The 23,808-nt window shown below is 70.1% G+C and carries 19 protein-coding genes; 14 read left to right on the top strand and 5 right to left on the bottom strand.

Going from position 1 to position 23,808, the window contains the following annotated elements:
• Positions 1 to 87 precede the first annotated feature (87 nt).
• The gene (murJ, locus tag QSG27_RS01280) at positions 88 to 1,638 is read left to right on the top strand and encodes a murein biosynthesis integral membrane protein MurJ (RefSeq protein WP_306703319.1); all 1,551 of its coding nucleotides are present in this window, start codon (positions 88 to 90) and stop codon (positions 1,636 to 1,638) included.
• A gap of 3 nt (positions 1,639 to 1,641) precedes the next feature.
• Here the strand turns inward: murJ and QSG27_RS01275 are convergent, their stop codons facing one another.
• On the bottom strand, positions 1,642 to 2,499 hold the full coding sequence (locus tag QSG27_RS01275; protein WP_306703318.1) for a sulfurtransferase: 858 nt from the start codon (positions 2,497 to 2,499) through the stop codon (positions 1,642 to 1,644).
• Positions 2,500 to 2,693: 194 nt separating this feature from the next.
• On the opposite strand from QSG27_RS01275, the gene fliN reads away from it, so the two are divergent.
• Positions 2,694 to 2,996 (top strand): flagellar motor switch protein FliN, encoded by a 303-nt coding sequence (fliN, locus tag QSG27_RS01270; RefSeq protein ID WP_149470655.1) that lies wholly within the window; start codon positions 2,694 to 2,696, stop codon positions 2,994 to 2,996.
• A gap of 128 nt (positions 2,997 to 3,124) precedes the next feature.
• On the opposite strand, the gene QSG27_RS01265 is transcribed toward fliN, so the two are convergent.
• Positions 3,125 to 3,406 carry a DUF2312 domain-containing protein gene (locus QSG27_RS01265; RefSeq protein WP_247877234.1) on the bottom strand — a complete coding sequence of 94 codons (282 nt, stop codon included), beginning with the start codon at positions 3,404 to 3,406 and terminating at the stop codon, positions 3,125 to 3,127.
• A gap of 188 nt (positions 3,407 to 3,594) precedes the next feature.
• On the opposite strand from QSG27_RS01265, the gene QSG27_RS01260 reads away from it, so the two are divergent.
• Both QSG27_RS01260 and QSG27_RS01255 read left to right on the top strand, forming a co-directional pair.
• Positions 3,595 to 4,827 carry a diaminopropionate ammonia-lyase gene (locus QSG27_RS01260; protein ID WP_306703317.1) on the top strand — a complete coding sequence of 411 codons (1,233 nt, stop codon included), beginning with the start codon at positions 3,595 to 3,597 and terminating at the stop codon, positions 4,825 to 4,827.
• Positions 4,828 to 5,055: 228 nt separating this feature from the next.
• Entirely contained in the window at positions 5,056 to 6,237 is a 1,182-nt protein-coding gene (locus tag QSG27_RS01255; protein ID WP_306703316.1) for an aminotransferase, read from the top strand.
• Positions 6,238 to 6,278: 41 nt separating this feature from the next.
• Here QSG27_RS01255 and QSG27_RS01250 read toward each other — a convergent pair whose 3' ends face one another.
• On the bottom strand, positions 6,279 to 6,920 hold the full coding sequence (locus QSG27_RS01250; RefSeq protein WP_306703315.1) for an ATP-dependent Clp protease proteolytic subunit: 642 nt from the start codon (positions 6,918 to 6,920) through the stop codon (positions 6,279 to 6,281).
• 242 nt (positions 6,921 to 7,162) lie between these two features.
• Between QSG27_RS01250 and QSG27_RS01245 the strand changes: the two genes are divergently transcribed.
• From QSG27_RS01245 to QSG27_RS01200, 10 genes are all read left to right on the top strand, one after another.
• Positions 7,163 to 7,951, top strand: coding sequence for an alpha/beta hydrolase family esterase (locus QSG27_RS01245; RefSeq protein WP_306703314.1), 789 nt, complete (start codon positions 7,163 to 7,165; stop codon positions 7,949 to 7,951).
• Between the two features lie 101 nt (positions 7,952 to 8,052).
• On the top strand, positions 8,053 to 8,907 hold the full coding sequence (locus QSG27_RS01240) for an ABC transporter ATP-binding protein (RefSeq protein ID WP_306703313.1): 855 nt from the start codon (positions 8,053 to 8,055) through the stop codon (positions 8,905 to 8,907).
• 7 nt (positions 8,908 to 8,914) lie between these two features.
• Positions 8,915 to 9,724 carry an ABC transporter permease gene (locus QSG27_RS01235; protein ID WP_306703312.1) on the top strand — a complete coding sequence of 270 codons (810 nt, stop codon included), beginning with the start codon at positions 8,915 to 8,917 and terminating at the stop codon, positions 9,722 to 9,724.
• A gap of 33 nt (positions 9,725 to 9,757) precedes the next feature.
• Positions 9,758 to 10,777: an ABC transporter substrate-binding protein gene (locus tag QSG27_RS01230; protein WP_306703311.1), complete on the top strand. Its 1,020-nt coding sequence runs from the start codon at positions 9,758 to 9,760 to the stop codon at positions 10,775 to 10,777.
• A 241-nt stretch (positions 10,778 to 11,018) separates the two neighbouring features.
• Positions 11,019 to 11,450, top strand: coding sequence for an ArsC/Spx/MgsR family protein (locus QSG27_RS01225; protein WP_306703310.1), 432 nt, complete (start codon positions 11,019 to 11,021; stop codon positions 11,448 to 11,450).
• A 51-nt stretch (positions 11,451 to 11,501) separates the two neighbouring features.
• Positions 11,502 to 13,607, top strand: coding sequence for a hybrid sensor histidine kinase/response regulator (locus QSG27_RS01220; RefSeq protein WP_306703309.1), 2,106 nt, complete (start codon positions 11,502 to 11,504; stop codon positions 13,605 to 13,607).
• Positions 13,608 to 13,620: 13 nt separating this feature from the next.
• A complete protein-coding gene (locus QSG27_RS01215; RefSeq protein ID WP_306703308.1) occupies positions 13,621 to 15,612 on the top strand; it encodes a response regulator in 1,992 nt (663 codons plus the stop codon).
• Positions 15,613 to 15,757: 145 nt separating this feature from the next.
• Entirely contained in the window at positions 15,758 to 18,358 is a 2,601-nt protein-coding gene (locus QSG27_RS01210) for a hybrid sensor histidine kinase/response regulator (RefSeq protein WP_306703307.1), read from the top strand.
• Between the two features lie 25 nt (positions 18,359 to 18,383).
• Complete coding sequence (locus tag QSG27_RS01205; protein WP_306703306.1) at positions 18,384 to 20,261, top strand: response regulator; 1,878 nt, start codon at positions 18,384 to 18,386, stop codon at positions 20,259 to 20,261.
• A 232-nt stretch (positions 20,262 to 20,493) separates the two neighbouring features.
• Positions 20,494 to 22,179, top strand: a complete 1,686-nt coding sequence (locus QSG27_RS01200) for a methyl-accepting chemotaxis protein (RefSeq protein WP_306703305.1) — start codon at positions 20,494 to 20,496, stop codon at positions 22,177 to 22,179.
• Between the two features lie 22 nt (positions 22,180 to 22,201).
• Here QSG27_RS01200 and QSG27_RS01195 read toward each other — a convergent pair whose 3' ends face one another.
• Both QSG27_RS01195 and QSG27_RS01190 read right to left on the bottom strand, forming a co-directional pair.
• The gene (locus QSG27_RS01195) at positions 22,202 to 23,038 is read right to left on the bottom strand and encodes an alpha/beta hydrolase (protein WP_306703304.1); all 837 of its coding nucleotides are present in this window, start codon (positions 23,036 to 23,038) and stop codon (positions 22,202 to 22,204) included.
• Between the two features lie 78 nt (positions 23,039 to 23,116).
• A complete protein-coding gene (locus QSG27_RS01190; protein ID WP_306703303.1) occupies positions 23,117 to 23,767 on the bottom strand; it encodes a dienelactone hydrolase family protein in 651 nt (216 codons plus the stop codon).
• Between the last annotated feature and the right edge of the window lie 41 nt (positions 23,768 to 23,808).

The following is a 23,808-nucleotide window of genomic DNA, read 5'->3' as shown; positions in this document are numbered from 1 at the left end:
TTCCACACGGGCTGGCATGCCGAAAGGCGTGACGCGGGCCGGGAAAACGCTAGGATGACGCCGCCCATCAAAGGACCCGTACGCACCGTGCTCCGCAACATACTGTCCGTCGGCGGGCTGACGCTGGTCAGCCGCGTCCTTGGCTTCCTGCGCGACGTGCTGACCGCCGCGCTGCTCGGCGCCGGGCCGGTGGCCGACGCCTTCTTCGTGGCGTTCCGGCTGCCCAACCATTTCCGCGCCCTGTTCGCGGAAGGGGCCTTCAACTCCGCCTTCGTGCCGCTCTTCTCGGCCAAGCTGGTGCAGGACGGGCAGGCCGCCGCCAAGCGCTTCGCCGAGGAGGTGATGAGCTTGCTGCTGGTGGTGCAGTTGCTGTTCCTGGCCGGCATCCTGGCGGTCATGCCGCAGTTCATGACGGTCTTCGCGCCGGGCTTCTCCGACGAGCCGGAGAAGTTCCGGCTGGCCGTGCTGTTCACCAGCATCACCTTCCCGTACCTGCTGTTCATCTCCCTGGAATCGCTGCTGGCCGGCGTTCTGAACAGCATGGGGCGATTCGCGGCGGCGGCGGCGGCGCCGATCCTGCTGAACCTGTGCCTGATCGCGGCGATGGTCCTGGCCGCCCCGCTGATGCCCACGGTCGGCCACGCCCTGTCCTGGGGCGTCTTCGCCGCGGGGCTGGCGCAGTTCCTCTACCTCTACTGGGAGGCCGGCCGCGCCGGGATGGGGCTGCGGCTGTCCCTGCCGCGCTTCACGCCGGACGTGAAGCGTTTCCTGACGGTGCTGGGACCGGCGGCGCTGGGCTCCGGCCTGACGCAGATCAACCTGTTCGTGGACACGCTGATCGCCTCCCTGCTGCCGACCGGGGCGGTGTCCTACCTCTACTACGCGGACCGGCTGAACCAGTTGCCGCTGGGCGTCATCGGGATCGCGGTGGGGACCGTTCTGCTTCCGGAAATGGCCCGGCGGATCAAGGGCGGGGACGAGCCCGGCGCGGTGGAGAGCCAGAACCGGGCGGTGGAGCTGTCGCTGGTGCTGACGTTGCCCGCCGCCGCCGCCTTCCTGGTCGCCGGCCTGCCCATCGTGTCGGTTCTGTTCCAGCACGGCGCCTTCGGCCCGACCGACGCCGCCCAGTCCGCCGCCACGCTGCAAGCCTACGCGCTGGGCCTGCCCGCCTTCGTGGTGATCCGCAGCCTCGTGAACGGCTTCTACGCCCGGCACGACACGGCGACGCCGGTGCGGGTGGCGCTGGCCGCGACCGCGGTCAACGTGGCGCTGAAGCTGGCGCTGATGGGGCCGCTGGCCCAGGTCGGGCTGGCGGTGGCGACCTCCGTCGCCGCCTGGGTCAACGCCGGGCTTCTGGCGTGGCTGCTGACCCGGCGGGGGCTGTTCCGCGCCGACGCACGGCTGCTGCGCAACCTGCCGCGCATGGCCGCCGCGGCGCTCGCCATGGGCGGCACGCTGTGGCTGGTGCAGACCCAGTTGTCGTCCTGGCTGACCGCCCACGGCCTGTTCGAGCGGCTGGGCGGGCTGGTGCTGCTCGGCCTTTCCGGTCTGCTGGTCTATGCGCTGCTGGCCGTCGCGCTGGGCCTGCTGCGCCGGTCGGACATCGGACGGCTCCGCCGGCGCCGCAAGGGGGCCTGAGCCTTACGCCGGCCCGTTCTTCACGGGACGGGCCGGATCGGCGGTCCACTCCGACATCGACCCGTCATAGAGCCGAACCCCCTCGATTCCCGCGATCTCGCTCAGCGCGAACCAGGAGACGGTGGCGAGGTGGCCGGTGTTGCAGAAGGTGATCGGTGCGTCGGCGGCCTTCGCCTGTTCCGCCAGCGCCCTCACCGCGTCGGCGGAGAGGAAGCGCTTCTCGGCGGCGGAGTAGAAGGCGCCGTTCTCGATCAGCACCGCCCCCGGCAGCGTGCCCGGAACGCGGGCCTGCGGGCTCTTGGCCCGGCCCTCGAACTGGTCGGTGGAGCGGGTGTCCAGCAGCGGGACGGAGCCGCCGGCCACCGCCGCCTCGACCTCCGGCAAGGTGGCGCGCAGACCGCCGCGGGGCGTTGCGGTGTAAACCGTGGCGGGGCGGCTGGAAGCCGCGTTGGCGACGGGGTTGGCCGGGTCGGCGGTCCAGGCCGCGAATCCGCCGTCCAGCACCGACACGCGCTCGTGCCCCAGCGTCTTGAAGGTCCAATAGACCCGCGTCGCGTTCCCCATGTCGGGGGCGTTCAGGCCGCTGGCCACCAGCACCACATGGTCCCCGTTGCCGATTCCCAGCCCGCCGATCAGCCCTTCCAGAAAGGCGGTGTCGGGCAGCAGGCCCGGAACGCCATGGACCGTCGCCCGCCAACCGGCCTTCGCGTAGTCGGAATGAAGGGAGCCGGGGACGAAGCCGCCCGACGGGGGCGTGCGGACGTCCAGGATCACGAGGTCCGGGCGGTCAAGGGCACCCTTCAGCCACGCGCTGTCCACCAGCGGGCGCTGGGTGTCGGAACCGGGTGCATCGGTCGTCATGGGTCGGCCTTGGCTGTGGTTTCGCATCGGGCGGGCAGGGTAACAACACAATCCGTTGCGGTAAACCAAATCCGTGCTGTTGTTTTCCCTTCCTTGTCGCAGGCCGGAGAGGCCGTCGCCGTTGCTCCGGCGCGCCCGGTGGAGTAACTCTTGTCGGTTGAAAGGGCCAGCGGCCCTGGGTGAAGGAGTGCGGCATGGCCAACATCGACGATCTGCTGGGCGCCAGCTCGTCCGACGACATGAGCAGCGACGCCTTCGCCATCGGCGACGCGCCGGTCGAGATCAAGGTGGTGATCGGGACCGCCATGCTGCGTGTCCGCGATCTGCTGAAGCTGGGCCGCGGCGCCGTGGTGGAACTCGACCGTCATCTGAAGGACCCGACCGACGTCTATGTGGAAGGCGTCCTCGTCGCCCGCGGCGAGGTCGTGATCGTGGACGACAAGATCGGCGTCACCCTGACCGACTTCGTGAAATCCAGCCGCGAGTGGAAGCGGTAGGGCTTTGGCGCTTTGATGCGTGTTCGAAACGGAAGCGTTCCGGCGTCGCAATGACACGTTCCGGAAGCGAAACAGCACGTTGCGCTTCCGGAACGTCATGATACGGCTTCGCAACGATCCTTACGGCGTCACTCGGCCGGTTCGGGCACCACGATGTCCAGCGGCGTGCCGGTGGCGTGGGCGTAGAGCATCAGGTCGTTCAGCAGTTCGGCCTCCTGCTCGCCGGCGTCCTTGCGGCGGATGGCGACCAGCTTGTCGAGCGCCTTGATGTTGAAACCTGCGGATTTGACCTCGCCGCGCAGGTCCTTCAGGTCGGCCTTCAGGCCGTCGATCTCGTCCATCAACCGCTCCATGCGGTCGGCGAACTGCTTCAATTGGTCGGCGGCGGTGGTGTTGAAACCGGTCGTCACGACGGAACCATCTCCTTCGGGAATGGGAACCCCGCCGTCCTGGGCCGCCTTGGCCGGACCGCGGGGGGAGGCGCTGTTAGCACAGCTTGTGGCGCTTTGTCCGGGGACAACGCGCGTGGCTTGACGCGGCGTGGCCGGCAATGCTTTCGTGATCGTGGCCGTGATTGCGGCGCTGGAGAGCGAACACGATGTCCGACCTGCCGCCGCTTGGCACCCCGCGTCTCTTTTCGAACCCGCGCGCCGACACGGATCTGTCCTACGGGTCCTCGGAACGGGCGATCCTGAGCCGCGCCGCCTTCCGGGACGCGATGGCGGAGATCGGCGCCTGGCCGGGCTATGCCCCGACCCCGCTGCGCTCCCTGACCGGGCTGGCCCGCGCCGCCGGCATCGACCGCATCTGGTACAAGGACGAAGGCAGCCGCTTCAACCTCAGCAGCTTCAAGGCGCTGGGCGGCGCCTACGCCGTGCTGCGCCTTCTGGTGCGCGAGGTGCAGGCCCGCGTTCCCGGCGTGCCGGTGACCGCGCTGGATCTGGTGGTGGGGCGCTACGCCAAGGTGACCCGCGGCATCACGGTGACCACGGCCACCGACGGCAACCATGGCCGGTCCGTCGCCTGGGGCGCGCAGGTGTTCGGCTGCGGCTGCGTCATCTACATTCCCGGCAACTGCTCCCAGGGGCGGCAGCAGGCGATCGAATCCTTCGACGCCCGCGTCGTCCGGGTGGACGGCACCTACGACGATGCGGTGCGGCAGGCGGCGGCGGACGCGCGGGAGCATGGCCGGCACGTCGTCTCCGACACCTCCTACACCGGCTACATGGACATTCCCCGCGACGTGATGCAGGGCTACACGGTGATGGTGGAGGAGGCGATCGGCCAGCTTCCGGCCAGCGAGCGCCCGACCCACGTCTTCGTGCAGGGCGGGGTGGGGGCCTTGCCCGCCGCCGTCTGCGGCCATCTCTGGGAAAGCTGGGGCCGCCAGCGCCCGCGCTTCGTGGTGGTTGAGCCGCACGCCGCCGATTGCCTGTACCAGAGCGCAGCGGCGGGGCGCCCGGCGCCGTCCGAAGGCGATCTGGAGACGGTCATGGCGGGCCTCGCCTGCGGCGAGGTGTCCTTGCTGGCCTGGGCGATCCTGGAGCGCGGCGCCGACGATTTCCTGACCATCCCCGACGATGCGGCGGTGGCGACGATGCGCCTGCTGGCCGAAGGGCGGCACGGCGGGCGGCCCATCGTTGCGGGGGAATCCGGCGTGGCCGGTCTGGCCGGCCTGCTGTGCGCCGCGGCGGACCCCGCCACGCGGGCCAGCCTGGGCCTCGCCCCCGACGCCCGCGTGCTGGTCTTCGGATCGGAGGGGGCGACCGATCCGGACGTCTATGAATCCCTGGTGGGCCGCAAGCCGGACGCCGTGCTGGGCGGCGCCTGACCGCTCGGCGGGTTGTGATGTCCTTTTGCGCTTTTTACCGCGGAGACACGGACAGACGGAGATTTTGAGACTCCGTGTCTTTGCGCCTTCATGGTTGCCTGTTCGGCCATTGGCACCTCACCCATTGCCTGCCATGCGCTTCCCACTGTTCTGGTCCCTTGCGCAAGCCCGGCGGCGCGGTCCACCATGACGCCCCCAAAAAGGACCACGAAGACTGGACATCAGGGAATGGACCGCAGAGACGTCAACCCGCTCGTCGCCGCCACGGAGGCCCCGCCCATCGCCGAGGCGTGGCGCTGGGTGGAAGGCCGCAGCTTTCCGGCGGACAAGCCGCTGATCGACCTCTGTCAGGCGGTGCCCGGCTATCCGCCCGCCGATGCGCTCACCGCCCATCTGGCCGAGCAGGTGCGGGCACCGGACACGGCGCGCTACACCGCCATCGACGGCATCCCGCCGCTGACGGCGGCGCTGGCCCGGCGCACCGGCTCGCTCTACGGCGGCGATGTCGCGGCGAACGAGGTGCTGATCACCGCCGGCTGCAACCAGGCCTTCGCCGTCGCGGTGATGGGGCTGGCGCGGGCCGGGGACAACGTGATCCTGCCCGCACCCTGGTACTTCAATCACAAGATGACGCTGGACATGCTGGGCATCGAGGCCCGGCCCCTGCCGCTGCGCGAGGACAACGGCCTGGTCCCCGACCCGGCGGAGGCCGAGCGGCTGATCGACGCCGGCACGCGCGCCCTGGTCCTGATTTCTCCGAACAACCCCACCGGCGCCATCGCCTCCCCGGACGCCATCGCCGCCCTGTACGCGCTGTGCGAGCGGCGCGGCGTCAAGCTGCTGCTGGACGAGACCTACCGCGACTTCCCGGAATGGGAGGGGCGGGCGCCGCACGGGCTGTTCCAGCGGCCCGGCTGGCAGCGGACCCTGGTCCAGCTCTACAGCTTCTCGAAGGTCTACAGCCTCGCCGGCTACCGGGTGGGCGCGGTGGTCGCCGACGCGGCGTTCCTGTCGCAGGCGCGCAAGGTGATGGACTGTCTGGCGATCTGCGCGCCCCACATCGGGCAGAAGGCGGCGCTGTTCGGGCTGGAGACCCTGGACGGCTGGGTGGCCGGGAAGCGCGCGGACATCCTGGCCCGCGTCCACGCCTTCCAGTCGGCGATGGAGGCCAGCGGCACCCGCTACCGCATCGCCAGCATCGGGGCCTATTTCGCCTATGTCCGGCATCCCTTCACCGGGACGCGCGCCCATGACGTGGCCGAAGGGCTGGCACGCGATCACAACATCCTGTGCCTGCCCGGTTCCATGTTCGGTCCCGGCCAGGACGATTACCTGCGCTTCGCCTTCGCCAACGTGGACGCGGCGGTGATGCCGGAGATCGCCCGGCGTCTCGTGGAAAGCGAAGGGTAAAGGCCGGTCAGCGGGTCAGGCCGGTCAGCGGGTCAGGCCGGTCAGCGGGTCAGGTGGGTGACGATGTTGGCGCCCACCGCCGCCAGATGGTCGGCGCGGTCGCGGTAGTCGAGGCTGCCGGAAAAGCCGCCGGCGGCCCGCACCCGCTCGATCCAGGCCGGGGCGGCCCCCAGAGCGACCAGACGCTTCACCATCTGGTCGGTGGAGCGCAGCGTCATGCGTCCGTTCTCGGCCAGACGCGGGGCGTGCACCATGAATTCGGCGGTCGGTGCCGCGTAGCGCGGGTAACCGGCCAGATAGAGGCCGACGCACATGCTCTCGCAGGACTGGCCGCCGATCACGCGGGTGGCGACCGGGCGGCCCGCCTGCCGCTCCGCCAGCATCAGGTCGATCATGCGGTAGCCGGCGGTCGTGAAGCCGCCGGGGCTGGACAGTTCGACCACCACCGGCTGGCCCGCCGGGACGCTGCGCAGCGCGTCGGTGAAGCGCTGCTCCACCCCCGGCGTGATGATGCCGTCCAGGCGCAGCGTGGTGGAGTCCACCTGATCGACCCGGACCAGCGTGGCGTCGGGGAAATCGGAGGCGACGGGCGGCGGCGCCGGGTTCGGGCGATTCACGGACAGGCTGTCGGCGGTTGCGGCCCCCGACGAGCCGACGGCCAGCAGCAGCCCCAGAACTATCATGCGTGCAGTCGCGCGAACCGGCATCGAAACCTCCTTGCTCTGCGCAGGAGGGTGCCGGGAAATGCTTGCGTGATGGTTAACGGCAAGCCTGTCCGAAAGTGCAACCTCCTCCGCCATGGGCTGTTTATGGAGGAAGGCGTTCGTGCGGACAGTGAATTGTGAAACAATTTTGCGCATTTTGCGCCATGATCACGCTGGTTTTGTGGCCCTGTCCGGACATATCCGCGGATTTGGTTAACAATGTGGCGACGCAGCAAAAATCCCGCGGATGCGGAACGCCGCCCCCGGCGGCGGTTCCGGACCATGTGGCGGTGAATGGGACGGCGCGCGGCGTGATCGTGGCCGTGCCGGCGGATTACCGCCCGGACCGTCCGCACAGCCTCGTCGTCGCCTTCCACGGGCGCACCAACAGCAACGCCGAGGTGCGCCGCTATTTCGACCTGGAGCGGCACGCGGAGGAGCCGGCGATCGTCGCCTATCCCGCCAGCCTGAAGGACGCCCGCGGGCGGAACGTATGGTCCGATCCGGGCGACCCACCGGACCGGCTGCGCGACTTCCGGCTGTTCGACGCCGTTCTGGAGACGCTGGCGGATGCCTATTGCCTGGATCGGGGCCGGGTGTTCGTGGTCGGCCATTCGCTGGGCGGGTCCTTCGCCAACAGCCTCGCCTGCGCGCGGGGCGGCGTCATCCGCGGGCTGGCCAGCGTCGGGGGCGGCGCGGCGCGGGCCGGGGAGTGCGGCGGACCGGTCGCCGCCATGCTCCTGCACAACCCGCGCGACGAGCAGGTACCGGTCTCCGAAGCCCTGCGCCTGCGCCGCGCGCTGCTGGCCCAGGACGGGCTGCCCACGGGCAGCGCCCCGGACGAGCCGCACCGCTTCAACTGCCGCCGCTACGGCGCGGACGGGGAGGCGAACCCGGTGCTGTGGTGCCCGCTCGCCGACGACCGGACGCGCAGCGGGCGTTTCTACCCGCACCAATGGCCGCAAGGGGTGGGCGAGGCGATCATGGACTTCTTCGCGCGGCTCGGTTGATCCTGTTCGTTGGCTGGCATGATTGTTCGTCGCACCCATTGCCGCCGCCGTCCCATTCCGCCAAGATGGCTGAAAAGACACTTCAGGGACGGAACGCATTGATGTCAGACAGCGCCGCCATGGCGGCCGCCCTGCGGACGGAGGGGGCGGACAAGGCCGCGCTCCGCCTGGACGGCGTGACCTGCACCTTTCCATCGCCCGACGGACGCGGGCGCACCTACACGGCGGTGCAGGGCGTGACCCTCTCGGTCGCCGCCGGGGAGTTCGTGTCCATCGTCGGGCCGACCGGCAGCGGCAAATCCACCATCCTGAACGTCGCGGCGGGCCTGCTGGCCCCCAGCGCGGGCCGGGCCCTGGCCTTCGGGGAGCCGGTCAGCGGCATCAACCGGCACGCCGGCTACATGTTCCAGGCGGACGCGCTGATGCCCTGGAAGTCGGCGCTGGAGAATGTCGCCGCCGGGCTGGAGTTCCGCGGCGTGCCGCGGCGCGAGGCGGAGGAGCGGGCGCGCCCCTGGCTGGCCCGCGTCGGGCTGGACCGCTTCGGCGACCGCTACCCCCACCAGCTTTCGGGCGGCATGCGCAAGCGCGTGGCGCTGGCCCAGACGCTGATCGTCGATCCCAAGATCGTGCTGATGGACGAGCCCTTCTCGGCGCTCGACATCCAGACGCGGCAATTGATGGAGAACGAACTGCTGGACCTCTGGTCGGCCGACCGCAAGTCGGTGGTCTTCATCACCCACGACCTGGAGGAGGCCATCTCCATGTCCGACCGGGTGCTGGTGCTGTCCGCCGGCCCCGGCGCCCGGCTGATCGGCGAGTACCGGGTGGATCTGGAGCGCCCGCGCGACGTGGCGGAGATCCGCATGACGCCGCGCTTCCTCGACCTGCACCGGGAGATCTGGGGGCAGCTTCGCGAGGAAGTGCTGAAGGGCTACGCCCAGACCAAGCTGACGTGAGGATTCCATGGCCGTGGCCCGTGTGAAACGCCTGCCGAGCCGCCCGGTGATCCTGCTGCTGCAGGTGGCCGTGCTGATCGGCTTCTTCCTGCTCTGGCACGTCCTGACCGCGACGAAGATCCTGAGCCCCTTCTTCTTCGGCACGCCGCTGGCGGTGCTGGAGCGCACCTGGAGCGATTTCGCGTCCGGGGTGATCTGGTACCATCTGGGCATCACGCTTCTGGAGACCGCGCTGGCCTTCGCCATCGGCACCGTCGCCGGGATCGCCTTCGGCTTCTGGTTCGCGCGGGCGCCCTTGGTCTCCGTCGTGTTCGACCCCTACATCAAGGCGGTCAACGCGCTGCCCCGCGTGGTGCTGGCGCCGATCTTCGCGCTCTGGCTGGGGCTGGGCATCTGGTCGAAGGTGGCGTTGGGGGTGACGCTGGTCTTCTTCATCGTCTTCTTCAACGTCTACCAGGGCGTGAAGGAGGTCAGCCCCGTCGTGCTCGCCAACGCGAAGATGCTGGGGGCGAGCAACCGGCACCTGTTCCGGCACGTCTATCTGCCGTCCGCCCTGTCCTGGGTCTTCTCCAGCCTGCACACCGCGGTCGGCTTCGCCATGGTCGGCGCGGTGGTGGGCGAGTATCTGGGCTCCGCCGCCGGCCTCGGCTACCGCATCCATCAGGCGGAGGGGGTGTTCGACACGGTCGGCGTCTTCTCCGGCATGCTGGTGCTGACGATCTTCGTCGTGGTGATCGACGCGGTGGTGACCGTCATCGAGAAACGCCTGCTGCACTGGCGCCCGCAGGAGGCGCAGACGACCAACGCGCAGGGATGACCGCGCGAAACCGATAAATCTGGGAGGGAAGCCATGCGTTTGAAAAGCGTGATCGCCGCCGCGGCGGTGGTCCTGGCCTTCGGCATCACCGGGGCGGACGCCCAGCAGGTCGAGAAGAAGGACCTGAAGCTGGCGGTCGGCGGCAAGCCGCTGCTCTATTATCTGCCGCTGACGGTGGCGGAGCGGCTCGGCTACTTCAAGGAGGCCGGGCTGAATGTCGAGATCAACGATTTCGGCGGCGGCGCCAAGAGCCTCCAGGCGCTGGTCGGCGGCTCGGCGGACATCGTGACGGGCGCCTTCGACCACACGGTGCAGATGCAGGCCAAGGGCCAGCCGATCACCGCGGTGGCCCTGCTGGGCCGCTATCCGGGCATCGTGCTCGCCTCGGTCAACAAGGCCGGAACGATCAAGTCGGTGAAGGAACTGAAGGGCAAGAAGATCGGGGTGACCGCCCCCGGCTCCTCGACCAACTTCATGGTCAACTACCTGCTGACCCAGAACGGCATGAAGCCGGACGACGTGTCCTTCATCGGCGTCGGCGGCGGCCCCAGCGCGGTGGCGGCGGTGAAGCGCGGCGAGATCGACGCCATCGCCAACCTGGACCCGGTCATCAGCCAGTTGGAGGCCGACGGCGACGTGACCCCCATCGCCGACACCCGGACGGAGAAGGGCACGCTGGACACCTACGGCGGGCCGTACCCGGCGGCGGTGCTCTACACCACGCCGGACTTCATCAAGGAGAATCCGAAGACCACCCAGGCGCTGGTGGACGTGTTCGTCCGGACGCTGAAATGGCTGGATCAGGCCAAGACGGAAGAGGTTCTGAAGATCCTGCCGCCGGAATATTTCCTCGGCAACCAGACGCTCTACGCCCAGGCGTTCGAGCATTCCAAGCCGACCTACTCGCCGGACGGCCGCTTCTCCCGCGAGGGGGCGGAGGCCGCCTACAAGGTGCTGAAGGCGTTCGACACCGCCGTGGCCGCGACGGACATCGACCTGTCCAAGACCTACACCAACGCCTATGTCGAGGATGCTCTCAAGCGGGTGAAGTGAGATTTCCCTCTCCCGCCTCGGGAGAGGGTGCCCGCGAAAGCGGGCGGGTGAGGGTCGTCCAAGGATGGGGCCGCTGATCCTTGGCGATACCCTCACCCTCCCGCCGCTTCGCGGCGGGTCCCTCCCTCTCCCGGGGCGGGAGAGGGAACGTAAGGTGCGACATTCCGTCATCCGCACCCCCGGTGCCCGCGCCGTTAGACTGGACCTAATTCGTCCTGTTTCGATGCGGAGCACCAACCCCATGACGGAAGTGATCTTTTACGGTCTGTCCGGCTGCACGGCGAACGCCAAGCAGAAGCTTCAGCTTCAGGCCGCCGGCCACACGCTGGTGGAGCGCGACTTGGCGGCGGAGCCCTTCACCGCCGAAACCCTGCGCCCCTTCTTCGGGGACCGTCCGGTCGAGGACTGGTTCAACCGCCGCGCCGCCGCGGTGAAGACCGGTTCCGTGAAGCCCGACGAACTGGACGAGGATTCGGCCCTGGCCGCCCTGCTGGCCGACCGCGATCTGATCCGCCGCCCGCTGCTCCAGGTCGGGACGGACCGCAAGGCCGGTTTCGATCCCAACGCGCTGCACGCCTGGATCGGCCTGACCGCGTCCGGCGAAACCTGCGACGACAAGCATTCGCGCGGCGTCTGCGACCACGGCCATCACCACGTTCCGAAGCACGGCTGAGCGCGGAATCAACTGGCGGGGGGACCGCAGGGAATGGTTGAATGCCGGGCTATGGACCGGCCCGATCAAGAGCTTGCGGAACTCCTCGCCAACCTGGGCGCGCGCCTGCCCGCCGCGCCGTCCGGCGTCCCGGCCCATCTGCGGGAGCCGTTGCGGGCGCTGCGCGACCGGCTGAACGCCGTCCTGGACGCCCCCCTGGACCACCCGCAACCGGAGCCGGGCCGGGGGGAGGGCGGGGCCCATTTCCGCGCCCTGCTGTCCGACGCCATCGGCTGCGTGTCCGAAGGCTTCGTGCTGTTCGGCGCGGACGGTCGGCTGGTGCTGTGCAACGACCGCTACCGCGCCGCCTATCCGCTGCTGTCCGACCATCTGGTTCCCGGCGTCCGCTTCGCCGACCTGCTGCGGGTCGCTGTGGAGCGGGGCGCCGCCGGCGACGCCCTGGGCGATCCGTCGGACTGGATCGCCGAGCGGCTGAACCGCCACATCCGCAACGGGCCGCCCACCGACCACCAACTCGGCGACGGGCGCTGGTACCGCATCAGCGAGCACGCCACCCGCTTCGGCGGGGTCGTCAAGATCCTCACCGACATCACCGAGTTGAAGCGTCACGAGGAGGCGCTGGCCGACAGCGAGGCGCGTTACCGCCGGCTGGTCGAGATGGCGCCCTACGGCATCCTGATCTGGGACGGGCTGCGGGTGCGTTTCGCCAACCGCTCCGCCGCGCTGATCCTGGGCAGCGGCGATCCGGAGGCCATGCTGCGCATCCCGCTGGTCGAGGCGACGGAGTTCGACGGGATGCAGCGCCTGTTCGACTGGCTGCCCCCACCCGGCACCGGCCTGGAAGCGCCGCCGCCGGTGGAGGCCCGCTTCATCACCGCGCAGGGCGCCCTGCGGGAGCTGGAGGTCGGCATCCATCCGTTCACGGTGGGGGCTTTCACGGTGGAGGGGGAGGCGGCGTGGCTGCTCGTCCTCAACGACATCACCGGGCGCAAGCAGGCGGAGCGCGCCATCCAGCAGGCGCAGAAGATGCAGGCCATCGGCCAGTTGGCCGGGGGCATCGCGCACGAGTTCAACAACATGCTGACGGCCATCGGCGGCTTCGCCCAGATGGCCCGCCGCGCCCCGCAGGACCGCCCGCGGGTGGAGCAGTGCCTGACCGAGATCGTCAAGGCGACCGACCGCGCCTCCGGCCTGACCGCGCAGCTTCTCAGCTTCGGGCGGCCCGGCCGGACGGACGCGGTGCGGCCCGTGCGCGTCGGCGCGGTGATCGAGGATCTGCGCCGCTTCCTGGGCCCCACGCTGGGCGAGCGCCACCCGCTGCGGATCGAGGGTGCGGGCGGCGGGGCGGTGGTGACCATCGACCCCGGCCTGCTCCACCAATCGCTGGTCAACCTCGTCCTCAACGCCCGCGACGCCATGCCGGAGGGGGGAGCGATCACCATCGCGGTGGGCCGGCCCGACGATCTCGGCGTGACCGTCACCGTCGCCGACACCGGATGCGGCATCGACCCGGCGGTGATCGACCGCATCTTCGAACCCTTCTTCACCACCAAGGAGCCCGGGGCCGGCACCGGGCTGGGGCTGGCGCTGGTCTATTCCACGGTCGCGCGGGCCGGCGGCGCGGTGGATGTGGACACCGAGCTGGGCCGGGGCACCGTCTTCACGCTCCGGTTCCCAACGGACGGCGCGGCGGCTTTGCCGGAGCCGGACGCTCCGGGCCTGGACGACGCCTTCTTCCCCGGTGCCGAGGAGGACGAGGTGGACGGGCTGTCCATGGCCGCCACCGTCCTGCTGGTGGAGGACGAGGCGCAGGTGCGCGACTTCATCCGCCTGACGCTGGAGGACATGGGCATGCGGGTGGTCTGCGCCACCGACGGCGCCGATGCCCTGCGCGCCTACGCCGACCATGGCGGCGCCTTCGACCTGCTGGTGACCGACCTCGTGATGCCGCAGGTCGGCGGGGCGTCGGTGGCGCGGGCGTTGCGCCGGGAGAATCCGGATCTGCCGACCGTGCTGATGTCCGGCTACCCGCCGGAGACGGAAAGCCTGGAGGACCTGCTGGCCGATCCGAAATCAGGCGGGCGCCGCATCGTTTTCCTGCGCAAGCCGATCAACCCGGACGAGCTGGCCGACACCATCCACGCGCTGCTGGTCTGACGGCGGGGTACCGATGAGCACCATCCCGCCGACCCCGCCGCCGACCCTGCCGCCGACTCTGCCGCCAACCCCGCCGCCAACCCCGTCCGAGAGCATTCCCATCGGCGCCTACGACGTCGATGCCCTTCTCGGCGAGCTGAGCGGCGACACGCTGGAGGAGCCGCCGGAGTCCGCCGTCTGCGTCCGGCTGGAGGAGATCTTCGCCCCCGCCGCCCGCTTTCTGATCGCGGAGGAGCTGGCGGAGTTCCTGGAGGCGCGCGGCATCACCCCCACCGAATTCCTGCACAAGGTGGAGCCGCAGCGCTCCTTCCTCGACTGGCCGCGCCGTCCCCTGGTCCTGGAGCGGGTGGCCCAGCGGCAGGCGCGGCCCGGACGCCGGTCCCCCGCCATGCGGCTGGAGGAGCTGAAGCGGCTGGAGCAGGAGGTGCTGGCCCTCACCGCCCGGCGCGCCCACGGCGGCACGTCCCTGTCCATCGACGCCAAGCAGTTCGCCGCCATGGTGGCCCAGACCATGGCGCGGACGCCGGGCTTCGCCGGGCGCCACACCATCGATTCCTGGCTGTCCGCCTGGCTGGGGGAGGGCCGCAACCACGAGCTTCGGCTGGTGCGCATCCTGTCCCTGGACGGCGACGGGCTGTCCGGCGAGGGCATCGCCATCCTCGACCAGTTCGTCGGGGAGATGCTGGCGAACGGGCTGGTGGCCGAGGCGCTGTTCGCCTGGGCGGACGGCCTGCGCGGCATGGTGGACGCCATGGCGATGGTCTGGCGCGGGGAAGCCCCGTCCAGGCCCGGCGCCCCGGCGGTTCTGCACCGCCTGTCCGCCTTCGTCGCCCGCCATCAGGCCCGCGCCGCCCGGCTGGGGCTGGAGGCGGGAATACACCACGCCCTGCTGGGCGACACGCCGCTGTCCGCCGCGAAGGCGGAGCCGAACAGCGTGGCGGCGGTGCTGGACGAGCTGACGGCCATCGGCCTTCTCGCCTCCCGCCTGACGATGAAGGACGGGGTCATCGGCGGGGAGCGCACCACCCGGCTGCTCGACCGGCGGGTGGCGCTGCTGCTGTCCGGCCCCCGGCTGGAGGCGGTCCTGCACGCCAAGAGCCACTACGCCCGCATCGTCGATCTGCTGGCCTTCGAGGGGGCGGTGTCGGGGGAGCGCAGCCGCCGCCTGATCGTGGCGCATCTGCGCCGCCATCTGGAAGCCCGCGACTTCGCCCAGCGGCTGTTCGAGACCGCCCGAACGCCGCGCGCCCGCATCAAGGTGCTGGCCGACCTGCAACGGCGCGTCCAGCGCTCCACCCTGACGGAGGGACTGCGCGAGCGCTACGTCCGCATGCTGGACGAGATGCAGAACACCTTCCTGCGCACCAACAAGATCCTGGCCCGCATCGCCAAGGACCGCCCGCCCCATGTGGAGGAGGTGATGGAGTTCGCCAGCCTGCTGGCCGAGGGCGCCTTCACCGAAGGGAAATGCGCGGCGGCGGCGCGGGAGCTGGTCGGGCATCATGTCCGCTCCACCGCCTTCCTGCGCGCCTACCTCGCCCGCTGCAAGGACGCGACGGAGCAGCGCGCCGACCGCTTCGCCCATTTCTTCGCCACGCTGGCCGGCGCCGGCCTGCCGATGCGCGCCATGAACACGCTGCGCGTCCTGCTGGCCGACGACGAGCCGGCGGCGCGCGGCTATGTCGAGATGATCCTGCGCGATCTGGGCATCACCGACCTCACCATCGCCGAGGACGGGCGCGAGGCGCTGACCCGGTTCGAGGAGCGGGAGGGCGCCTTCGACCTGATCGTCTGCGACTGGAAGATGCCGCGCCTGTCGGGCCTGGAGTTCCTGAAGCTGGTCCGCGCGGTGCGGTCCGACATGCCGTTCCTGATGGTCACCGCGCTCGCCACCATCATAGCGGTGGAGGAGGCCATGGCCCACGACGTCACCGCCTACATCGCCAAGCCTTTTTCTCCCGAGCAGCTTGAGGAAAAGATCCTGGTTCTGGTGAACCGGCGCTGAGCGGCGGAAATCGCCTTCCCATGGTGGAATGCGATCGTACGGAAGCGAGCACTGAAACCCGCTGTTAACGGCTGGCCTCCTATTACGGGTTTATGCAAGCCGCCTCTTGCGCGGCGGTAATCCCATGACGATGGAGCGGGGCTCCGTGGATCTTTCCGGCCGGGGCGGGTTGCCCCCCACCGACACCGCTGCCGACGCACGGGCCTCACGCCGGGGGCTGGGCGGGCTGACCGACCTGCTGTTCCTCATGCTCGGCGCCGCCGGCCTTCTGGCCCTGACCATGCCGGAGGAAGGGCGCGACCGGCTGATGCTGCCGCTCGGCATGATGACGCTGGCCATGGCGGCGCTGGCCGTGCTGTCGGTGCGCCGCTCCCGCGCGGCGGCGGCGGCGCTCGACCGCTCCGCCCGCCTGCTGCGCGCCGCCAATGAGGAACTGGCCGGCAGCCGCCAGCGCTTCCGCGATTTCGCGGAGGCGGCATCGGACTGGTTCTGGGAAAGCGCGCCCGACCACCGCTACACCTACGTTTCCGAACGGCTGCCGGCGCTGCTGGGCGGCGATCCGGCGCCGGTGTTCGGCGATTCGCTGCTCGACCTCGGCGAACTCGTGGAGGACACCGACACCTGGCTGGAGTATCTGGCCGACATCGAGGCCGGGCGGGCCTTCCGCGATCTGGAGATCACGCTGTGCGACGGGGCGGGCCGGAACCGCGTCTTCCGCATCAGCGCCCAGCCCTGCTTCGACGCGGACGGGGATTTCGCCGGCTACCGCGGCACCGGGATCGAGACGACGGCGGAGACGCTGGCCCTGGTCGAGGCACGCTTCATGCAGTCGGTGGTGCACGACGCGCTGTCCAGCATCTCCGAGGGCTTCGTGCTGTTCAGCCCCGACGACCGGCTGATCTTCTGCAACGAGCGCTACCGCAGCGCCTATCCGAATCTGGCCGACGTGCTGGTGCCCGGCGCCGCCTTCGAGGACATCCTGCGCGCCGCCGCGGAGCGGGGCGGCTACGACGGCGACGACCGCGAGATGGAGAACTGGATCGCCGAGCGGATGAAGCGCCACCTGCTGCACACCGACCCGGTGGACGGTCGCCTGTCGGACGGGCGCTGGTACCGCATCAGCGAGCACGCCACCGGTTCCGGCGGCATCGTGAAGATCCTGATGGACATCACCGAGCTGAAGCGGCGCGAGGAGCAGCTCGCCGGCCAGACCGAGCGGCTGGAGGCCACCGTCAGCGCGCTCAGCGAGAGCGAGAAGCGCTACCGCCAGCTCGTGGAGCTGGCGCCCTACGGGATCGCCATCTGGGACCGCCGGGCCATCCGCTTCGGCAACGCCGCGGCGGCATCCCTCCTGGGGGTGGGCGGCAGTGGTGGGCTGGAGGGGCTGGACCTCAACCGCTTCATCGTGGAGCCGGAGACGGTGACCCCGCGGCTGGGGCTGGGCGCGGAGGGCGACCGCCAGCGGGTGGAATGCGAGATCGTCCGCCCGTCGGGCGAGCGCCGCCATGTGGAGATCGGCGCCTTTCCCGCGGTCTACCAGCGCGAGGCGGCGGTGCTGCTGGTGATGAACGACGTCACCGACCGCCGCCGGGCCGAGGCGGAGCTTCAGCGGTCGCAGAAGATGGAAGCGGTGGGCCGCATGGCCGGCGGCATCGCGCACGAGTTCAACAACATGCTGACCGCCATCGGCGGATTCGCCCGGCTGGCCGAGCGGGCGCCGGACGACCCGGTGCGCGTCACCACCTGCGTGCGGGAGATCGCCAAGGCGTCCGACCGGGCGGCGGCGCTGACCGCGCAGCTTCTGGACTTCTCGCGCCGCCGCCCGGCGGACGAGACGGAGGTGGTCGCCCTGGCCCCGCTGGTGCGCGACCTGAAGATCTTCCTGAAGCCGCTGATGAGCGCCGGCATCGATCTGGACATCCGCATCGGCGACGGCGAGGCGCACGCCGTCGCCAACCCGGTGATGCTGAACCAGGCCATCCTGAACCTCGCCCTCAACGCCCGCGACGCGATGCCGGAGGGCGGGCGGCTGACCATCGCCCTGGACAGCGGCGTCCCGGACGCCGCCTTCTTCGGGCGCCACGGCGGGCTGGCGCGCGGGTGCTACGCGACGATCCGGGTCATCGACGAGGGCTGCGGGGTGCCGGAGGAGGTGCGCGACCGCATCTGGGAACCCTTCTTCACCACCAAGGAGCCGGGCAAGGGCACCGGCCTCGGCCTGTGGATGGTCTACGGCACCGCCCGGCAGGCCGGCGGCGCGGTGGGGATGGAGGCCGGGCCGGACGGGCGCGGCAGCGTCTTCTCCATCCATCTGCCCGCCGTCGCGGCCCCGGCGAAGCCCGCCACGCTGGCCGACGGGCTGGGGCTGGGCGAGGACGAGGGGGCGACCATCCTGCTGGTGGACGACGAGGAGTCCGTGCGCACCTACGTCCGGCTGGCGCTGGAGGAGGCGGGCTGCACGGTGACGGAGGCGGTGGACGGTCTGGACGCGCTGGAGCGCTGGGACGAATGCGGCGGGCTGTTCGACGCGGTGGTGTCCGACATGTCGATGCCGCGGATGAATGGGCTGGAGATGGCCCGGGTTCTGGAGGAGCGCAACCCCGGCCTGCGCATCCTGTTCCTGACCGGCTATGCGTCCCACGAGACGGCGGCGGATATGACGGCACAGCCGGGCCGCCGGATCGTCATGAAGCCGGTGGCCCCGGACCGCCTGATCGAGGCGGTGCGCGGGCTGCTGACCGAATGACACAGGGTTAGGGTGGATCAAGGGCATGGCATCGGACCAGCGCATCGCGGACAGCCGGGACATCGACGCCGATGGCGGGATGGACGCCGCCGTCTGCCGGACTCCGGAAGACTTCTACACCCCGCAGGGCCGCGACAGCATCGGCCGGCATTGCCAGCGCTATTTCGACGAGAACGCGCTGACCCCGACCGAACTGCTGCACTCCCCCCGCCACCAGCAGAGCCTGTCCAACATCCCGACCTTCGTCGCCATCCTGCAACAGGCCGAACGGGCGATGGACCGGAAGGGCGCGCTGACCGCGCTCGTCAACGAGGTCGCCCGGCTGACCCGGGAGCGGCTGAAGGACGCCCAGCCGCCGGAACTGACGCCCGCCACCTACGCCGCCACGGCGGAACGGCTGATCGCCTCGCGCGACGCCTTCACCGGGCGCTTCCTGGTCGATGCGGCGCTGACCACGCACCTGTACCAGGGCCGCAGCTTCGCCGAGAAGGCGCGGCTGCTGCTGGATCTGGCGGAAAACCTGGAGGACCCGGACGCGCTGGCGCCGCTCGACCGGCTGCTGGGCGAGATCCTGCGCAGCGACACCGGCACCGCCTCCTGCTCGCTGGACGCGCCCTTCGTGGACCGGGTGGACATGATCGTGTCGCTGATCGCCGGGGACAAGCCCCTGCCGGACGAGGCGCCGCCGGTGTTCCAGGCGCTGGAGAAGCTGGTGCGCCGCACGGCCGTGCCGGTGCTGAGCGACAGCCTGATCTTCGCGCTGCGCCGCGAGTTGTCGAAGCCCGACCGCTTCACCATCACCAGTGCCGGCGACCTGTTCGGCGTGGAGGCGGTGCAGCGGGAAATCATGGCGCTGAGCCAGATTTCGCAACGGCTGCGCACCGGGGAGGGCTATTTCGGCGGCGCCCGGACGGAGGCGGCGCTCCAACGGCGCAGCGCGCTGCTCGTCAACGAGGACACGCTGCCCGAGATCACCAAGGGGCGGACGTTGATGCAAAAGCTCCGCATCCTCTTCGTCCTTCAGAAGATGCCCCTGTCGCCCAGCGCGGAGCGGGCGGTGAACGGCTACCTGAACCAGTTCTTCGACGGGCGGGACTTCGCCGGGCGCCTGCTCGACTGCTGGAAGGAGAAGACCGAGAAGCTGAAGGGGCTGGCGGAGGTGCAGAAGCTGGTGCTCGACAGCGTTTTCGCGGAGGACGCCCGCGAGCATATGGCCGGGCAGATCGACGATATCCAGAACGCCTTCATCCGCACCCAGCGCCTGTTGAGCCCCCTTCAGGGCAAGGACGAGCCCAACCCCGACACGGTGCTGGAGATGGTGCGGCTGGCCGGGGACGGCGCCTTCTGCCGCGGCAAGAGCCGGGCGGCGGTCGCCAAGGCGCTGTACCGGCAGGTGCACCGCCCGCGCTTCGTGCGGTCCTTCCTGCTGGGGGCCGCCGGCGGCAAGGAGCGGTCGGCCCGCGCCTCCTGGATGCGGGGGGCTCTGGGGGTGATCGGCGTGCCCTTCATCGACCTCAGCGCGATCCGCGCGCTGGTCGTCGATGACGAGGACGGGCCGCGCCACTTCGTCGAATCGGTGCTGCGCGAACTGGGCATCGGCCACATCGACACCGCGGCGGACGGGCAGGAGGCGCTGGTCCGGCTGGCCGGAGAGGAGGAATACGACCTGATCGTCTGCGACTGGATGATGCCGAAGGCCAGCGGCCTGGACGTGCTGCGCCGCGTGCGCGAGGTGCGGCGCGACGTGCCATTCCTGATGGTGACGGCTCTCGCCACGCTGAAGGCGGTGGAGCGCGCTCTGGCCCACAATGTCAGCGCCTACATCGCCAAGCCCTTCACCCCGGAGCAGCTCGAGGAGAAGGTGTTCCTCGTCCTGACGCAGAAAGCAGCGCCCGGGGCGTGAGCGGGACAGAAAACAACCGAGTCACGCTAATTTTATAATCATAAGGTAGTCATCAAGTGTCTATCAAAAGAAACAAAGAAAAATGAACAAAAAATGAGCATTCACGTCTATTGAGTATTGGTCATGAAGTAAAGCCATTAATGAATGGGTTACCATTGGCCCGATAGAATTCCGGCAGATGAACGGCTGGCGCGCAATCCCACATCGTCGCGCCGCTGTCGGAAAGGTTGCCATGTTCGATAATTTGTCCATCCGCTCGAAACTATGGGGGTTGGTGGCGCTGGCGAGCATCGCGTCGGCGGCCATCGTCGGTGCCGGCCTGTGGCTGAATTACCAGCGCATGCACGATGACCGCGTGCAGTCCCTGCGCTTCATGGTGGAGGCCGCCCACAGCATGGCCGCCACGTATGAGGCGGAGGCCGCCGCCGGGCAGATCACCCGGGAGGAGGCGCAGGCCCGCTTCAAGCGGTCGCTTCTGGGGATGCGCTACGGCGGGCAGGAATACCTGTTCGCGGTCACGCTGGACGGCTTCGGCTTCGCCCATCCCAGCCCGAAGCTGATGGGACAGGACATTTCCGGCGTGAAGGACGCCAACGGCGCACCGATCCTGATGGACATGGCGAGGATCGCCAAAGCCGATGGACAGGGGACCTACAGCTATTTCTGGAACGTCACGCAGGGCAGCGAGGAGACCGCGCGCAAGCTGTCCTACGTCAAGATCTTCAAGCCCTGGGACATCTACATCGGCACGGGGGTTTTCATCGGCGACATCCGCAGCGCCTTCCTGAACACGCTGTGGACGGTGCTGGCGCTGGCCGGGGTGCTGGCGCTGCCGGCGGTCCTCCTGATCGCCCTGGTCGGGGTGAGGCTCAGCGCGACGATCCGCAGCCTCAGCACCCGCATGCACGCCCTGGCCGGCGGCGACCTCTCGGTTTCCTTCCCCGAGGCGGGCCGGCGCGACGAGATCGGCGCCATGGCCAGCGCCGCGACGGTGTTCCTCAGCAACGCGGAGGAGAAGCTCCGCCTGGAGGCCGATCAGGCCGCCGCCGCCCGCCGCGCGGAGGATGACAAGCGCCGCACGCTGGCCGGCCTCGCGGAACGGTTCGAACGGAGCGTCGGCGAGGTGATGAAGTCCGTCAGCGTCGAAACCGAGGCGATGGAACGCGAGGCCCAGGAAATGACGCGGGCCGCCGGTCAGACCGACCGGTTGGCGAACTCCGTGGCGGCGGCGACGGAACAGACCTCCACCAATGTCCAGACCGTGGCCACGGCGACGGAGCGGTTGTCCGGCTCGGTCGGCGAGATCAGCCGCCGCGTCGCCGACGCCTCCCGCATCGCGCGCGACGCCGCCACCGCGTCGGAACGGGCGACCGGCAAGGTGACGGGGCTCGCGGAGGCGGTCGGGCGCATCGGCACCGTGGTCAACCTCATCAACGACATCGCGTCGCAGACCAACCTGCTGGCGCTGAACGCCACCATCGAGGCGGCCCGCGCCGGCGAGGCCGGCAAGGGCTTCGCCGTGGTCGCCGGGGAGGTGAAGAGCCTGGCCAGCCAGACCGCCAGGGCCACGGAGGAGATCGCCCAGCAGATCGGCTCCATCCAGGCGGCCACCGACGGCGCGGTGGAGGAGATCGGCGGCGTGGCGCGCGTGATCGAGCAGGTGAACGGCATCGCCAGCACCATCGCGTCGGCGGTGGAGGAGCAGGGGGCGGCAACCCAGGCGATCAGCCGCAACGTGCAGCAGGCCGCCGGGGTGACGCGCGACGTGGCCCGCGACATCTCCGGCGTCACCGCCGCCGCCGACCAGTGCGGCCGGATGGCCTACGCCGTGCTGGAAGCCTCCCGGCAACTGGCGCAGCAGTCGGAGGCCCTGAACGGCGAGGTGGGAAGCTTCCTGCGCACTCTGCGCACCCAGTGAACCGTGCCGCGCGCCGCGCCGATCAGTCGGCGGCGGCGCGTGCGCCCGTCTCCCGGCCCGTTGCCCCGGGCACCGCCGCCTCCACCCAGTCCACGATGTGGCGGGCGACCGTTTCCCAGCCGGATTCCAGCATCAGGCTGTGCCCCATGCCGGGAAAGAAGACCGGCTCCGTCCGGAAGGCGCGGGCGGTGGCGCGCACCTGATCGGCCGGGACCAGCAAATCCTCCGCCGCCCCCGTGACGGCCACCAGGATGCTCCGGTCGGGCAGGGGCGGAAAGGGGATCCAGCCGCCGATCTCCAGGGCCGCGCGCTGCGACTCCTCCTGCATCAGCGGCTCGTAGCGCCGGGCCTCCTCCAGCGGCACCCGGTCGGAGAACATGGCGCGGCGCACCGCCTCCGGGTCGACGGCGCGGGAACCGAAGGCCATCAGCATGCCCATCTGCTGGAACACGTAGGGATCGCGCCACGCCAGCCCAACCGTGGATTCCCACAGTCCGTGGGGCGGCGCGGAGGCCATCAGCACCGCCCCCGGCAGACGGCGGCGGATCAGCGCCCGCTGCACCACCATGCCGCCCATGGAGTGGCCGACCAGAACCGGCGGCGCCGAGCAGGCGTCCGCAGCGGCCAGCACGTCTTCCACATAGTCGGCGATGCCGAAGCCGTGCAGCCGCTCCCGCCCCTCGCTGGCGCCGTGGCCGCGCAGCGACACGGCGTGCGCCTCCCACCCCCGTTCGGCGAACCAGGGCAGGAAATGCACGTCCCAGATCCAGGCGGCGCAGAAGGCGCCATGGACGAACAGCAGAGGCACGGGCTTGGCCGGTCCGGAGGGGGACCGGCTGATGATTTCGAGCTGGGGCATGGAGGGTCCGGTCGGAATGCTGCGGTGCGGGAAGGTGAACCAGAGTTAGCCCGCATCGGTTCCCCTGTCGACCCGCGCTCAGCCGTTGGCAGCCTTGAGCAGATGGGTGGTGAACCAGGAGCGCGCGGAATCCGCCACCTGGTCCAGCTTCCCCGTCTCCTCGAACAGGCGGCCCGCCCCCGGCACGACCTCCAGCGCCTTGACGCAGTGCAGCCGGGAAAAGGCGTCGGCGTTGAGGTCCAGCGCCGGAGCATCCTTGCCGCCGACCATCAGCAGGGTGGGGGCGGCGACGGCGTTCAACCATTCCTCCGCCAGATCGGGCCGTCCGCCGCGGCACACCACGGCGCCGATCCCGTCATGCTCGGCGGCGCGCCCCGCGGCGATCAGCGCCGACGCCGCCCCGGACCCGGCGCCGAAGAAACCGATGGGCCTGCGCTCGATGTCGGTGGTGGCGCGCAGGTGGCGGACGGCCAGCAGCAGGCGTTCGGACTGGCGGTGCACGTCGAACAAGTTGGCGGGGTCGGCCTTTTCCTCCTCCGTCAGCAGGTCCATCAGCAGTGTGGCGAATCCCGCCGCGCGCAGGCGGGAGGCGACGCGGACGTTGCGCGGGCTTTTCCGCCCGCTGGAGGTGCCGTGTGCGAAGACCACCACCGCCTCGTATCCGGCGGGCGCGCCGAACTGACCCGCAAGGCCGAGCGGTGGAACGTAGAGCGTCGTCTCCATGCGCATTTTCCCCCCTTCCGATGGTCCATGCCCCGATGATGGTCCCC

The sequence above is a fragment of the Azospirillum isscasi genome (genome assembly GCF_030849505.1).
Lineage (GTDB): Bacteria > Pseudomonadota > Alphaproteobacteria > Azospirillales > Azospirillaceae > Azospirillum > Azospirillum isscasi.
The sequence above is the reverse complement of the archived record's forward strand: the minus strand, read 5'-3'. Positions and strand labels throughout refer to the sequence as shown.